This is a genomic window from Geodermatophilus sp. SYSU D00815, assembly GCF_054050035.1.
On the sequence record NZ_JBJGYO010000030.1, the window covers coordinates 1 to 13,243 of the forward strand.

At 76.5% G+C, this 13,243-nt stretch carries 16 protein-coding genes and 1 pseudogene; 8 read left to right on the forward strand and 9 right to left on the reverse strand.

Going from position 1 to position 13,243, the window contains the following annotated elements:
• A pseudogene (locus tag ACI78S_RS22000) lies at nt 1-371 on the reverse strand (hypothetical protein); the annotation flags it as partial.
• Nucleotide 372: 1 nt separating this feature from the next.
• Nucleotides 373-1,002, reverse strand: coding sequence for a 5-oxoprolinase subunit PxpB (gene pxpB, locus ACI78S_RS22005; RefSeq protein WP_456977107.1), 630 nt, complete (start codon nt 1,000-1,002; stop codon nt 373-375).
• 59 nt (nt 1,003-1,061) lie between these two features.
• On the opposite strand from pxpB, the gene ACI78S_RS22010 reads away from it, so the two are divergent.
• From ACI78S_RS22010 to ACI78S_RS22020, 3 genes are all read left to right on the forward strand, one after another.
• Nucleotides 1,062-2,255, forward strand: coding sequence for a PP2C family protein-serine/threonine phosphatase (locus ACI78S_RS22010; protein WP_456977108.1), 1,194 nt, complete (start codon nt 1,062-1,064; stop codon nt 2,253-2,255).
• 70 nt (nt 2,256-2,325) lie between these two features.
• Nucleotides 2,326-3,366, forward strand: a complete 1,041-nt coding sequence (locus ACI78S_RS22015; protein WP_456977109.1) for a hypothetical protein — start codon at nt 2,326-2,328, stop codon at nt 3,364-3,366.
• 29 nt (nt 3,367-3,395) lie between these two features.
• The gene (locus ACI78S_RS22020) at nt 3,396-4,127 is read left to right on the forward strand and encodes a GAF domain-containing protein (protein WP_456977110.1); all 732 of its coding nucleotides are present in this window, start codon (nt 3,396-3,398) and stop codon (nt 4,125-4,127) included.
• 1 nt (nt 4,128) lies between these two features.
• Here ACI78S_RS22020 and ACI78S_RS22025 read toward each other — a convergent pair whose 3' ends face one another.
• From ACI78S_RS22025 to ACI78S_RS22040, 4 genes are read right to left on the reverse strand one after another with little or no spacing between them, the layout of a single operon-like run.
• On the reverse strand, nt 4,129-4,887 hold the full coding sequence (locus ACI78S_RS22025) for a LamB/YcsF family protein (protein ID WP_456977111.1): 759 nt from the start codon (nt 4,885-4,887) through the stop codon (nt 4,129-4,131).
• Entirely contained in the window at nt 4,884-5,474 is a 591-nt protein-coding gene (locus ACI78S_RS22030) for a nitrile hydratase subunit alpha (RefSeq protein WP_456977112.1), read from the reverse strand. Before ACI78S_RS22030 ends, ACI78S_RS22025 begins: the two co-directional genes overlap by 4 nt.
• On the reverse strand, nt 5,471-5,749 hold the full coding sequence (locus ACI78S_RS22035) for an SH3-like domain-containing protein (RefSeq protein ID WP_456977113.1): 279 nt from the start codon (nt 5,747-5,749) through the stop codon (nt 5,471-5,473). The genes ACI78S_RS22030 and ACI78S_RS22035 overlap by 4 nt, the downstream gene beginning before the upstream one ends.
• Nucleotides 5,742-6,032, reverse strand: coding sequence for a hypothetical protein (locus tag ACI78S_RS22040; protein ID WP_456977114.1), 291 nt, complete (start codon nt 6,030-6,032; stop codon nt 5,742-5,744). Before ACI78S_RS22040 ends, ACI78S_RS22035 begins: the two co-directional genes overlap by 8 nt.
• A 97-nt stretch (nt 6,033-6,129) precedes the next feature.
• On the opposite strand from ACI78S_RS22040, the gene ACI78S_RS22045 reads away from it, so the two are divergent.
• Nucleotides 6,130-7,191, forward strand: a complete 1,062-nt coding sequence (locus tag ACI78S_RS22045) for a spore photoproduct lyase family protein (RefSeq protein WP_456977115.1) — start codon at nt 6,130-6,132, stop codon at nt 7,189-7,191.
• Here the strand turns inward: ACI78S_RS22045 and ACI78S_RS22050 are convergent, their stop codons facing one another.
• Together ACI78S_RS22050 and ACI78S_RS22055 are read right to left on the reverse strand one after the other, a co-directional pair.
• Nucleotides 7,192-7,884 carry a DUF6766 family protein gene (locus ACI78S_RS22050; protein ID WP_456977116.1) on the reverse strand — a complete coding sequence of 231 codons (693 nt, stop codon included), beginning with the start codon at nt 7,882-7,884 and terminating at the stop codon, nt 7,192-7,194. It lies immediately after the preceding gene.
• 85 nt (nt 7,885-7,969) lie between these two features.
• Nucleotides 7,970-8,359, reverse strand: coding sequence for a hypothetical protein (locus ACI78S_RS22055; protein WP_456977117.1), 390 nt, complete (start codon nt 8,357-8,359; stop codon nt 7,970-7,972).
• Nucleotides 8,360-8,488: 129 nt separating this feature from the next.
• Here ACI78S_RS22055 and ACI78S_RS22060 point away from each other — a divergent pair, with 129 nt between their 5' ends.
• Nucleotides 8,489-9,982, forward strand: a complete 1,494-nt coding sequence (locus tag ACI78S_RS22060) for a phytoene desaturase family protein (RefSeq protein WP_456977118.1) — start codon at nt 8,489-8,491, stop codon at nt 9,980-9,982.
• A gap of 14 nt (nt 9,983-9,996) precedes the next feature.
• On the opposite strand, the gene ACI78S_RS22065 is transcribed toward ACI78S_RS22060, so the two are convergent.
• Nucleotides 9,997-10,185, reverse strand: a complete 189-nt coding sequence (locus ACI78S_RS22065; RefSeq protein WP_456977119.1) for a hypothetical protein — start codon at nt 10,183-10,185, stop codon at nt 9,997-9,999.
• Nucleotides 10,186-10,453: 268 nt separating this feature from the next.
• Between ACI78S_RS22065 and ACI78S_RS22070 the strand changes: the two genes are divergently transcribed.
• The 3 genes from ACI78S_RS22070 (at nt 10,454) to lepB (ending at nt 13,243) form a co-directional block, all read left to right on the forward strand.
• Nucleotides 10,454-11,137: a response regulator gene (locus ACI78S_RS22070; protein WP_456977120.1), complete on the forward strand. Its 684-nt coding sequence runs from the start codon at nt 10,454-10,456 to the stop codon at nt 11,135-11,137.
• Nucleotides 11,138-11,289: 152 nt separating this feature from the next.
• The gene (locus ACI78S_RS22075; RefSeq protein ID WP_456977121.1) at nt 11,290-12,495 is read left to right on the forward strand and encodes a sensor histidine kinase; all 1,206 of its coding nucleotides are present in this window, start codon (nt 11,290-11,292) and stop codon (nt 12,493-12,495) included.
• 211 nt (nt 12,496-12,706) lie between these two features.
• Nucleotides 12,707-13,243 (forward strand): signal peptidase I, encoded by a 537-nt coding sequence (gene lepB / locus ACI78S_RS22080; RefSeq protein ID WP_456977122.1) that lies wholly within the window; start codon nt 12,707-12,709, stop codon nt 13,241-13,243.

Genomic DNA, 13,243 nt, shown 5'->3' on the forward strand with positions numbered 1-13,243 from the left:
GCGACCGCTCCGCCCCCCCCCCACCTGCCGCGATGACCCCCCCCCGGGCCGGGGGGCGCCCCCCCCCCCCCCCCCCCCCCCCCGGCCGGCAGGGTCAGCGGCGCGTTGAGCCCGGCCGGGCGGCCGGCGACGGTCAGGGGCGTCGGCGCGCCGGTCACTGCCACCAGCAGCGCCCGCTCGGCGCGGACCCGCAGGCCACCGGCGGTCGCCTCGACGGTGGCCGCGCCCGGCCGGTTGCCGACCAGCCGGTTGGCCAGGTCGTGGGCGGCCCGGTCGGCGGCGCCGGAGCGCGGCACGCCGATGGCGGCCCAGCCCGCGCGCCCGGTGTCCTGCACGGTGGCCAGCGGGCCGGGGGCGAGGACGCGCAGCACGTCAGCCCACCTCCACCAGCCGCACCCGGGTGCCGGGCGTGAGCAGCGCCGGCGGGTCGCGGTCGACGTCGAAGAGGACGGCGTCGGTGCGGCCGACCAGCTGCCAGCCGCCGGGCGAGGCGCGCGGGTAGGCGCCGGCGAACGGGCCGGCGAGCCCCACCGAGCCCGCCGGCACCCGGGTGCGCGGCGTGCCCCGGCGGGGCACGTGCAGGTGCTCGGGCAGGCCGGTGAGGTAGCTGAAGCCGGGCGCGAAGCCGCCGAAGGCGACGGTCAGCTCGGCGGCCGCCAGCTCCTGGACCAGCTGCCGCGCGGGCCGGCCGGTCAGCCGCGCGACGTCGTCGAGGTCGGGGCCGTCGAAGACCACCGGCAGCTCGACCTCCCGCCGGGCGGCGGCGCCGGCCGACCCGGTCAGCGGCAGCCGGCGCAGGCGGGCCGCGTCGGCGTCGGACGGGATGCGGTCGAGCAGCACCAGCACGGTGCGGGCGGCGGGCACCAGGTCGACCTGGCCGGGCAGCGGCTCGGCCTCCAGCGCCGCCCGGACGGCGGCGACGGCCGCCAGGTCGGCGACCTCGACCAGCAGCGCCCGGTCGCCGCACGGCAGCACGGTGATGCCGTCGTCCCCTGCCGCCACGGCCACGATGATCGCGCAGGCGTCGCCAGGCCGGCGCTCCGGTGCGATCCTGGCCGACCATGACCGCCGGGACGCCGCCCAGGGACCGGGACGCCGTCCGTTCCCTGCTGCGCGCGTCCCACCACCTGCCCGCCGACCGGCTCGGCGCGGTCGTGACCGACCGGGCGGACCTGCTCGGGGCCCGGGAGGCGGTCGTCTACCTCGCCGACTACGAGCAGCACTCGCTGGTCCCGGTGCAGGGTGCGGGCACCCCCGAGCGGGCGCCGCTCGGCGTGGAGCGCTCGGTCGGCGGGCGCGCCTTCCGGCGGGTGGAGGTGGTCCGCTCCGGCGGGACGACGCTGTGGGTGCCGCTGCTGGACGGGGCGGAACGCCTCGGCGTCCTGGAGCTGGTCTTCGACGGGGAGGTGGGCCCCGACCTGGAGGACGACTGCCGCACCTACGGGTCGCTGGTCGCCGAGCTCACCGTCACCCGGGACGCGTACAGCGACGTGTTCGCCCGGCTGCGGCGCAACCGCACGATGGAGGTGGCCGCGGAGCTGCAGTGGGAGCTGCTGCCGCCGCTGACCTACGGCACGCGCTCCGTGGTGATCTCCGGCGCCCTGGAGCCCTCGTACGAGATCGGCGGCGACACCTTCGACTACGCCGTCAACGGGCCGGTGGCCGAGCTCATGGTGCTCGACGCGGTGGGCCACGGGATGCCGGCGGCGCTGCTGGCCACCGCGGCGGTCGGCGCCTACCGCGCCGGGCGGCGGCGCGAGCTGCCGCTGCCGGAGGTGGCGGCGCTGATGGACCGGGTGATCGCCGCGCAGTTCCCCGGCAGCCAGTTCGCGACCGCGGTGCTGGCGCGGCTCGACCTGGGCACGGGGCACCTGCGCTGGGTCAACGCCGGGCACCCCCCGCCCCTGGTCGTGCGCGACGGCCACCTGCTGCGGCCCGCGGGACGCCCCTCCCGTCCGCTGGGTCTGCAGCACCGCCCGCCCGACGAGTCCACGACCCACCTGCAGCCCGGTGACCGGGTGCTGCTCTACACCGACGGCATCGTCGAGGCCCGCTCGCCCACGGGCGAGTTCTTCGGCGAGGAGCGGCTCGCCGACTTCGTCGTCCGGGCCGAGTCCGCCGGGGACCCGCCGCCGGAGACGCTGCGGCGGCTGATGGCCAGCGTGATGGAGCACCAGGCCGGGCGCCTGCAGGACGACGCCACGATCGTGCTGGCCGAGTGGCGCAGCGGGCGGGAGGACCGGCTGAAGCTGTGACCCGCCCGCCGCGCAGAATGCTCCGGGGCCGCGGCAGTCCGGCCGGACCGGGAGCACGGGAGGTCGCACGGTGGCGGAGGCGGCCGCGCCCGAACTGGTGGTCGGCCTGGTGGCGGCGCCCGGCTCACCGGCCGACCTGGCCACGCGGCTGGCCGGCGACCTCGCCGCGGAGCTGTCGGCGCGCCACCCGGAGGTCCGGTGGCGGGTGCCGGTCGTCGAGGACGGGCTGGTGCGGCCGCCGGCCGACGACGCCGAGATCGTCGCGGCGGCCCGCGACCGGCTGCTCGCCGAGGACTGGGACCTCGTCCTGTGCCTGACCGACCTGCCCATCGGGGTGGCCGGCCGGCCGGTGGTCGCGCACGCCAGCCCGGTGCACGGGGTGGGCGTGCTCTCGCTGCCCGCGCTGGGGCCCGTCGGGCTGCACAAGCGCGCGCTGTCGACCGCGGGCGGCCTGGTCCGGGCCCTGCTCGGCGACGACGACGAGGACGGCGCCGGCGGGATGGGCCGCCGGCTGCGGGAGCTGGCCACCGACCAGGCCGAGGGCGTGCGCTTCACCACCCGGGTGCTCACCGGCAACCTGCGCCTGCTGCTGGGCATGGTGCGCGCCAACCGCCCCTGGCGGCCGGCGGCCGGGCTGACCCGCGCCCTGACGGCGGCGATCGCGGCGGGGGTGTTCGCGCTGGTCACCTCGGACATCTGGCGCCTGGCCGACCGGTTCGGCGCGGTGCGGCTGACCGCGGTGGCCGTCGGGTCCGTGGTGGCCATCTCGGTCACCCTGGTCGTCGGCGCGCGGCTGTGGGAGCGGGCGCCGGTCCGGGGCGCGCGCAAGCAGGTGGCGCTGTTCAACCTCGCCACCTCGGCCACCGTCGCGATCGGCGTCCTGTCGCTGTACCTCGCGCTGTTCGCGCTGGCGCTGGCCGGCGCCCTGCTGCTGGTGGTGCCGCCGCTGTTCGCCGAGGGTCTGGGGCACCCGGCCCGCCTCTCCGACTACCTGGAGCTGGCCTGGCTGACCAGCTCGCTGGCCACGGTCGGCGGCGCGCTCGGCGCGGGGCTGGAGAGCGACGAGGCCGTCCGCGAGGCGGCCTACACCTACCGCCCCGGGCAGGCGTGAGGCGCCACCGCCCGGGGCACCGAAGGGGGATGACCATCGCCGGTCGGTTCGAGGAGGCGCTGGACTCGGTCACCGAGCCGGGCTTCGAGGGGCCCGAGCTCCTGCCGGTCCGGCTCGCCCGCGCGTGCGCCCGGATGCTCCCGGTCGACGGCGCGGGCATCAGCCTGTCAGGCCCGGGCGGGCAGCGGATCCCGCTCGGCGCCAGCTCCGAGCACGCCGCGCTCGCCGAGCGGCTGCAGTTCACCGTCGGCGCCGGCCCCTGCATGAGCGCGCAGGAGTCGCGCCAGCCGGTGTTCGCGCTGCACCAGGACCTGCGCCGCCGGTGGCCGGCCTTCACCGACCTGCTCGCCGAGCGCACCCCCTACTGCGCGGTGATCGCGCTGCCCCTGCGCGAGGCGATCGCCGGGCTCGGCGCGATCGACCTGTACCTGGTCCGCGACGACGGCGTCGCCGAGGTCGACGTGTTCGAGGCCATGGCCGTCGGCGACCTCGTCACCTCGGCGCTGTCGGAGACCGCGGTCTGGTCCACCTGGGAGCCGGCCCGCGGCCCCGACTGGCTGCACGGGCCGTCGGCCGAACGCCGCTCGCTGGTCTGGGAGGCGATGGGCAGCGTCGCGCTGGCCGTCAGCGTCCCCCAGGAGGTCGCGCTCGACCTGCTGCGCGGCACGGCCTACGGCTCCGGGCGCACCGTGGACGACGTCGCCGCCGACGTCGTGGCCGGGTGCCTGGAGCCCGGCGACCTGCGCCGCGCGGACGGCTGACTCAGCCGGCGAACGGCGCGATCCGCAGGCCGGCCGCCTCGAGCGCGGCACGCACCCGGCGGGCCAGCTCGACCGCGCCGGGGGTGTCCCCGTGCACGCAGACGGAGTCGACCGCGACCTGCACCGGCGTCCCGTCGACGGCGACCACCACGCCCTCGGCAGCCATGCGCACCGCGCGCTCGGCGACCGCACGCGCGTCCTCGACCAGCGCGCCGGGCGAGCGCCGCGGCACCAGCGTGCCCTCCGGCGTGTAGCCGCGGTCGGCGAAGCCCTCGGCGACGGTGCGCAGCCCGGCGGCCTGCGCGGTGCGCAGCAGCACCGAGCCGGGCAGCCCGAGCACCGGCAGCGACGGGTCGTACGCGGTGACCGCCTCCACCACCGCGCGCGCCTGCGGCTCGTGGGTGACGACGGCGTTGTACAGCGCGCCGTGCGGTTTCAGGTAGGCCACCCGACCGCCGCCGGCCCGGGCGATGCCGTCGAGCGCGGCCAGCTGGTAGAGGACGTCGTCGGTGAGCTCGGCGGGCGCCACGTCGACGAAGCGGCGGCCGAAGCCGGCGAGGTCGCGGTAGGAGACCTGCGCGCCGATCGCCACGCCGCCGGCCACCGCGCCCGCGCACACCCGGCGCATCGTCGAGGGGTCGCCGGCGTGGAAGCCGCAGGCGACGTTCGCGCTGCTGACCACGCCGAGCAGCGCGTCGTCGTCGCCGAGCCGCCAGACGCCGAAGCCCTCGCCGAGGTCGGCGTTGAGGTCGACGCTCACACCGCGGCCGTGCCGATGAGGCCCTTGCGGGTGACCAGCCCGGCCAGCCGCTCCTCGGTGAGCCCGTCGGTGCCCTCCGGGCGGCGCGGCAGCACCATGTACCGCGACTCGGCGCTGGCGTCCCAGACCGCGATCGACGTGGCGGCGGGCAGCTCGAGGCCGAACTCGCGCAGGACGCCGCGCGGGTCGCGGACCACCCGGGAGCGGTAGGCCTCGCTCTTGTACCAGCTCGGCGACGGCCCGAGCAGCGCGATCGGGTAGCAGGAGCACAGCGTGCAGACGACGACGTTGTGCTCCTCGGCGGTGTTGGCGACCACCTTGAGCCGCTGCTCCTGCAGCCCGCCGGACATCGACAGACCCACCTCGCGGATGGCGGTGTTGGCGTCGGCGAGCAGCCGCTCGGCGAAGTCGGCGTCCACCCACGCCCGGGCGACGATCCGCGCGCCGTTGGCCGGCGAGCCGCCGGCCAGGAACTCGTCGATGCGGGTGTCGATCTCGCCGGGGGCGAGCAGGCCGCGGCCCTCCAGCAGCGCCTCGACGTGCCGCACCTCCGCCGAGATCGCCGCGCTCGCGTGGACGCCGCTCATCGCCCCTCCACCGGTTCCAGGTACTGCTCCCACAGCTCGACGGTCACCGAGTGGTCGCCGTCGCCGAACAGGTCCGCCGCGGCGAAGCGCACGTGGTAGACCGCCTGCGGCTCCGACCGGAGCCCGCGCGCCCGGTCGTCGGCCAGCGGGTGGCGCCCCGCCGGCTCCACGACCACCCCGACCGCGCCCCGGGCGTAGCGGGGCAGCCGCGTGTGGCCGGCCGGGTCGACGGAACGGGTGCGCACCCGGTCGCCGGGGGCGAACCGGTCAGCCACCGGGGAGCTCCAGCTCGTCCGCCGTCGCCACGCCCTTCTCGACCAGCAGGGTGCGGATCGCGGCGAACCACCGCTCGTAGTACGACGCGGCCAGGTACTCGGCCGGCGGCATGCGCTCGATCGCGTCGCGGAACTCGTCGAGGTTGTACACGCCGCGCCTGATCAGCGCGCCGTTGAGCGCGAAGACGTGCGCCTCCCAGTCGCTGTGGAACGGGGGCTCGTCTGGCTCCTCCACGATGGCGGCGAACCCGGCCATCCCGCCGACGTCGTTGATGCGTGCCACCCGTCGTTCCTACCGCACGCGGGGCGGTGCGCGGAGGGGTGTCGACCGCCACCCGCGAGCGGGAAATCCCTGGTCGGCGGGCGGCGCTGAACCCCACGTGCCCCCCGCCCTGCTCCAGGTCCGCACGATCTACGCCGAACCCGCCGCGCTCGGCTCGCCGCGCGGCCGCGACGTCCTCGACCGCTTCCCGAGCGCGGAGGTGGTCGAGGTCGACTCCCACTGGAAGATCCCCGAGCTGCACGGCAACGCCGGCAACGTCGAGCGCTGGGTGCGGGTCAAGACCGAGACCCTGGTCCTGGGCGTCAAGAAGTCGCTGACCGCCCGCCCCAACGGCCGATCGGCCAACTGGATCGCGCCCTCCACGGCCAACGGCTGCGCGATGGCCTGCGCCTACTGCTACGTGCCGCGGCAGAAGGGCTACGCCAACCCGATCACCGTGTTCACCAACATCGACCAGATCACCGGCTACCTGCGCCGGCACGTCGCCCGCCAGAGGCCGAAGACCGAGCCCGACCAGTGCGACCCCGACAGCTGGGTCTACGACATCGGCGAGAACAGCGACTGCTCGGTCGACGCGCTGGTCAGCGACAACGTCGCCGACCTGGTGGCCACGTTCCGCGACCTGCCGGCGGCCAAGGCCTCGTTCGCGACCAAGTACGTCAACCGGCAGCTGCTCGACCTCGACCCGCGCGGGCGCACCCGCGTCCGGTTCTCCCTCATGCCCGAGGCCGACGCGAAGGTGGTCGACGTCCGCACCAGCCGGGTCGCCGAGCGGATCGCCGCGGTCGACGACTTCGTCGAGGCCGGGTACGAGGTGCACCTCAACCTGTCGCCGGTGATCCTGCGCGAGGGCTGGGAGGCCGACTGGGCCGCGCTGCTCGACCGGCTGGACGACGAGCTCTCACCGCGGGCCAAGGCGCAGGCCGCGGCCGAGGTGATCCTGCTGACCCACAACCGCGACCTGCACCAGGTCAACCTCGGCTGGCACCCCAGGGCGGAGGAGCTGCTCTGGCGGCCCGACCTGCAGCAGCCCAAGCGCAGCCAGAACGGGCAGTGGAACGTCCGCTACCGCAACGACGTCAAGCGCGCCGGGGTGCAGCGGATGGGTGACCTCGTCGCCGCGCACGCCCCCTGGCTGACCATCCGCTACGCCTTCTGATCAGCCGCTCTGCCCGGTGTCGGCGTGCGCGACGCCGACCGGCTTGGACTCCGGTGAGCCGCGCTGGCGCAGGTAGACGGCGAAGATCGCCATCGAGCCGACGGCGAGCATCTCCGACTGCCAGTTCTGGAAGGACCGGTTCCAGAAGTCGGCCTCGCCGAGGTAGCCGGCGAAGCTGACCGGGTCCTGCCGCTGGCCGAGCTGCTCGCTGTTGAACGCCGCCCAGCCGGTCACCGCCGAGGCCGCCCAGGTGAGCAGGAACAGGCCGCCCATGAGCAGGCCCAGCGAGCGGGAGAACACCGCCGTCCGCCAGCCGCCGACCCGCGCCCAGGCCGGGGAGTCCTCGTCGGCGTGCCGGCCGACCCGCTGCTCCTCGTCGGACTCGGTGCCCTCCTGCCCGGGCTCCTTGGACTCGGTCGAGCCCTTCTGCACGAGCCAGACGGTCGCGAAGATGAAGAGGAAGAACTGCAGGTACTCCGACTGCCAGTTCTCCATCACGTCGACCATGAACGACGACGACGTCACGTAGTCGAGGAGGCCGACCGGCTCCCGGCCGTTCGCGACCTGCTGGGCGTTGAAGTCCGCCGTCCCGGAGACCGCCTGCCCCACCAGGGTGACGAGGAACAGCCCGCCGAAGGCGAGGCTGAGCGCGTTGTTGCGCAGGAATCCGTAGCTGGGCTCCCTGACCGTCATCGCCCGGTCGCCCCCAGCACGAAGGCGTAGGCGATGCCCAGCACGATGACGACCAGGTAGGCCACGAAGACCCCCCGCACACCGTTCACGGTCCCTCCACCTCGCAGTCGTAGGGGGCCTCGCCGCGCGGCTCGCAGCCGGCCGCGGTGACCCGCCACCCCTCGTCGGTCTCGGTCAGGAAGACCGTCTCGTCGCCGAGCCGGACCTGCGCGTCGCCGCCCCAGACCTCGACGGCGGTCACCGTCCCGCCGGGCAGCGGCACGTCGCTGATCGCCTCGGCGCAGGGCGCCGACTCCGCCGACTCGAACGTCGCCAGCGTCGCCGGGGCCAGCAGGTCGCAGCGGGCCTGCGGATCGCCGGCCGGGTCCTCGAACGCGGTCGCCACCGCGCGCACGTCGGGCTCGGCCGCGCTCGAGCAGCCGGCCAGCAGGGCCAGGGCACCCGCCCCGGCGAGAAGAGCGGAACTCCGGTGCACCACTCCTCCTCCAGCAGCAGTCGGCCCGGCCGTCGCCTCGACCGGTACGCGCGTCCGCTACCCGGGGTTGCTCGGCGGCCAAACGATCATCACCCGGCCGGGCGACGGGCCCCGGCTACCGTGGTCGCCGTGGCGCGGGTGGCGGTCGTCGGCGCCGGGCTCGGTGGGCTCGCCGCCGCCGCCCGGCTGGCCGCGCTCGGCCACGCGGTGACCGTGCTGGAGCAGGCGGCGGAGGTGGGCGGCAAGCTCGGCTGGTACGCCCGCGACGGCCACGGCTTCGACACCGGCCCCAGCCTGGTGACGCTGCCGCACCTCTACCGCGACCTGTTCGCCGCGACCGGCGCGCCGCTGGACGACGTCCTCGACCTGGTGCCGCTGGACCCGTCGGCGGAGCTCCGCTTCGCCGACGGCACGCGGCTGACCGTGCCCGGCCGCGCGGCCGCGGTGCCGGGCGCGCTGGACGCCGCGCTGGGCGACGGCGCCGGCGTCCAGTGGACGGCGCTGATGCGGCGGGCCGAGGCGATGTGGCGGGTGTCGGAGCAGCCGTTCCTGCGCTCCCCGCTGGCCGGCGCGGCGACGCTGGCCCGGCTGGCCCGCCGGCCGGCCGACGTCGCCACCGTGGCGCCGTGGGAGACGCTGCGCGGGCTCGGGGCGCGCTACCTGCGGCACCCCCACCTGCGCACGGTGCTCGACCGCTACGCCACCTACTCGGGCTCCGACCCGCGGCGGGCGCCGGCGGTGCTGGCCACCGTCGCCTACGCGGAGCAGCGGTTCGGGTCCTGGTACGTGCGCGGGGGGCTGCGGCGGCTCGGGCTGGCCGTCGCCGAGCGGGCGGTCGAGCGGGGGGCGGTCGTGCGGACGTCGTCGCCGGTGGCGTCGGTGGTGGTCGAGGGCGGCCGGGCGCGCGGGGTGCGGCTGGCCGACGGCGAGGTGGTCGCCGCCGACGTCGTCGTCTCGGCCGGTGACGCGACCGCGCTCTACCGCGACCTGCTGCCCGCCGACCGGCGGACGCGGCCCGTGCGCGCGGGGCTGGCCCGGGCCACGCCGTCGCTGTCGGGGTTCGTGCTGCTGCTGGCGCTGCGCGGGCGCACGCCCGGCCTGGCGCACCACACCGTGCTCTTCCCCGAGGACTACGACGCCGAGTTCGACGCCGTCTTCGGGGTGGGCGGCGGTCCCCGGCCGGTGCCCGACCCGACGGTGTACGTCAGCGCGCCCGACGACCCGGCCACCCGGCCGCACGACGCCGCCGAGTCGTGGTTCGTGCTGGTCAACGCTGCCCGCCACGACCCGGCGGCCGGCGTGGACTGGACCGCGCCCGGCCTCGCCGACGCCTACGCGGCGCGGGTGCTGGAGGTGATGGCCCGCCGCGGGCTGGACGTGCGGGACCGGCTGCAGTGGTGCGTCGTGCGCACGCCGGCCGACCTGGAGCGCGACACCGGCAGCGTCGGCGGCTCGATCTACGGGACGTCGAGCAACGGTGCGCGGGCGGCCTTCCTGCGCCCGGCCAACGCCTCCCCCGTGCCGGGGCTGTTCCTCGTGGGCGGGTCGGCGCACCCCGGCGGTGGGCTGCCGCTGGTGGCGCTCTCGGCCGAGATCGTGGCGGGGCTGGTGGGCCCCGCCTGACGGCGGCCGGCCGCTCAGCGCGGCTCGGCGGGGCTCCCCGGCCCGGAGGACCCGTCGTCGTCCTCCACCGGCGGCCGCGACTCGCGCAGCTCCCGCCCGTGCCGGCCGACCGGTCCGCGGTCGAGCCAGACGAGGCCCCCCAGGGTGCCCGCCAGCAGGAGCAGGCCGAGGACCACCGCGCCGACCAGGTCGAGGGTCTCCACGACGGCAGCGTCCCCCCGCGCCGGCCGGCGCGGAAGCACCCGGTCCGGCCCCGAGCCGACGGGGCTCGTCACCCGCGAGAGTGGGACGGCCGTCACGCAATGCCATCGACGCGAGCACGAGGCGTGGCGACGCCACGGGACGGTCACCCGCCTGCGGGAGATCCTGGCCGAAGGTCCCTGGTCGCACAGCACAACCACATGTGCTATTGGCTCGATTCTCGCGCTACGTCACGACGCCATGTCACGAGCACGACCACGGGGAGACGCCATGCCGCCGGGCCTGATCACCAACGACCGGACCCTGGAGGGGGCGCGGGTCCTGGTGGTGGACGACCACCGGACCTTCGCCGAACTGCTCATCGGTGCGCTCGAGTCGGCCGGCATGCAGCCGGTGGGCACGGCCCACTCCGCCGCGCAGGCGGTGGCGATGGCCGAGCAGCTGCGCCCCGACGTGATCGTCATGGACATCGAGATGCCGCACCAGGACGGGCTGGCCGCCACCCGGCGGATCCGCGACGTGTGCCCCGACGCGGTCGTCGCCGTGGTCACCGCGCACCGCGACCCCGAGTGGGTCATGCGGGCGGCGCAGGCCGGCGCCTCGGCGTTCGTCCCCAAGGACGGGTCGCTGACGGAGATGCTCGACGTGCTGCGCAACGTCCAGTCCGGTCAGATGATCGTCGCGCCGTCGGCGTTCGGCACCGGCCGGCAGTCCTCCCCGCCGTCCTCGCAGAGCCGGCAGGTGCCGCAGCTGACCCGCCGGGAGCAGGAGGTGCTGCAGTACCTGGGCCAGGGGATGCAGGTCAAGGGCATCGCCCGCGTCCTCGGCATCACGCTGGAGACCTGCCGCGGCTACGTGAAGTCGCTGCACGCCAAGCTCGACGCGCGGTCCCAGCTGGAGGCGGTGGTCAAGGCCCAGCGCCTCGGTCTGCTGGACTCCCGGGACGCCGGCTGACCACCGCGCCACCGAGGAAGCGCCCGGCGCCGGCCGCACGAGCGCTGCCCGCCGGGCAGGGTCCCCGCCCACGCCGGGCCGGCACCCGCCGGGAGCTCCTGGCGTTCCTCGCCATCCCGCTCGTCGTCCTCGCCGCGATCTCGGTGGGGACCGTGCTGGTCAGCGAGCGCGTGGCCCGCGCCGACGCGCTGGCGGAGGTGGAGCGGGCCGCCGAGCGGCTGGCCCGCTCCGTCGTCCGCCCGCTGCTCGAGGACGCGCTGGCCGCCACCCCGCCGCGGTGGGCCGAGCTGGAGCGCGTCGTGACCGACCGGCTGCAGGACGGCTCGCTGTCGGCGGTGGTCGTCTGGAGCGGCGACGGCGAGGTGCTCTGGGCCGACGACGCGCAGCGGGTCGGCCGGATCGCCGACGGCAACGCCGAGCTGGCCGAGGCCCTCGCCGAGGGCACGACGGTCTCCGACGTCGACGAGCACCCCGAGTCCGGCTACGGCGACGAGGGCGCCGGGCCGAAGCTCGAGGTCTACGTCCCGATCACCGTCCGGGGGGACCCCGTGGCGGTCGAGGTCTACTACGACTTCCTCGGCGTCGAGCGCCAGGCCCGGTTGCTCCGCGGCGGGATCATCCCGCTGGCCGTCGGCGCGCTCGTCGTCCTGCAGCTGGTGCAGCTGCCGATCGCCCTGTCCTGGGCCCGCCGGCTGCGCCGGGAGGAGGCGGAGCGGGCCGGGCTCATGCAGCGCAGCCTCACCGCCTCCGAGCGGGAGCGCCGGGACATCGCGGCCGACGTCCACGACGGGCCCGTCCAGGACCTCGCCGGCGTGGGCTACGCGCTGACCGCGCTGCGCGACTCGCTGCCGCCGGACCGGCTCCCGGCGGTCGACCGGGTGATCGGCGCCGTGCGCAACGCCGTGGCGTCGCTGCGGCGGCTGATGATCGAGATCTACCCGCCCGACCTGAGCGGGCCGGGCCTGCCCGTCGCCGTGGAGGACCTGGCCGAGCCGCTCCGCGACCGCGGCGTGACCGTCGACGTGACGGCCGGGCCGCTGCCGGACATGCCGCCGGCGGTGGTGGCGGTCCTCTACCGCTCGGCCCGCGAGGCCCTGTCGAACGTGGCCCACCACTCCGGTGCCGGGCGGGTCCACGTCGCGCTGCTGCAGCTCGGCGACGGCCGGGTGCGGCTCGAGGTCTCCGACGACGGCGCCGGCTTCCCGAGCCTCGGCCCCGACGTCACCCCCGAGGGCCACCTCGGCCTGCGCCTCCTGCGCGACCGGGTCGCCGGCGTGGGCGGCGAGGTGGAGCTGGCCAACCTCCCCGACGGCGGGGCCGTGGTGTGCGTGACGGTGCCCGTCGAGGACGCACCGTGACGACGCCCCCGCGCGCGGGCGGCGTCCCCCCAGGATGCGGGAGCCCCCCGCACCCCAGGAAGCGGCTGGGAACGGCGCCGGCGCCGCGGCACAGTGGGTGCACCCCACCAGACGTCGCGAGCGAGGAGTCCTGATGGACACGGCAGGTGCCCGCCGCCGTGCCCGGTCGGGCGCTCCTGCCGGAGCCCCGGGCCCGGCGGCCGTCCCCCCCGTGCGGCCGCCGGGTCCGGTCCGGCGTCGGGCCCGGCGCCGGGCGGTCGACGCCCTGCTGGTCGTCCTGCTGCTGGCGGTCGTCGGCTCGGTCACCGGCGTCCTGCCCTTCCAGGTCGAGAGGGTGGCCTCCGACAGCATGACGCCGACGATCGGCCCGGGCGACCTGCTGCTGGTGCAGCACTGGGGCGGCTCCCCCGGCCGCCGGGACGTCGTCGTCGTGCCCGACCCCACCTCCGGGGAGACGCTGGTGAAGCGGGTGGTCGCCGTCGGGGGCGACACGGTCGGCATCGAGGACGGCGTGCTGGTCGTCGACGGGACCCCGGTCTGCGAGGCCGCGATCGACCCCGCGCTGATGGACGGCGTGTTCTTCGGGCCCGTGGAGGTGCCGGAAGGGCAGCTGTTCCTGCTCGGCGACAACCGCGACGCCTCGGTCGACTCCCGGCACTTCGGCCCGGTCCCCGAGGCCGACGTGGAGGGCCTGGTGCAGGGGCGGGTCTGGCCGTCGCCGGGCCCGCTGGCCGACGAGCGCTGCTGA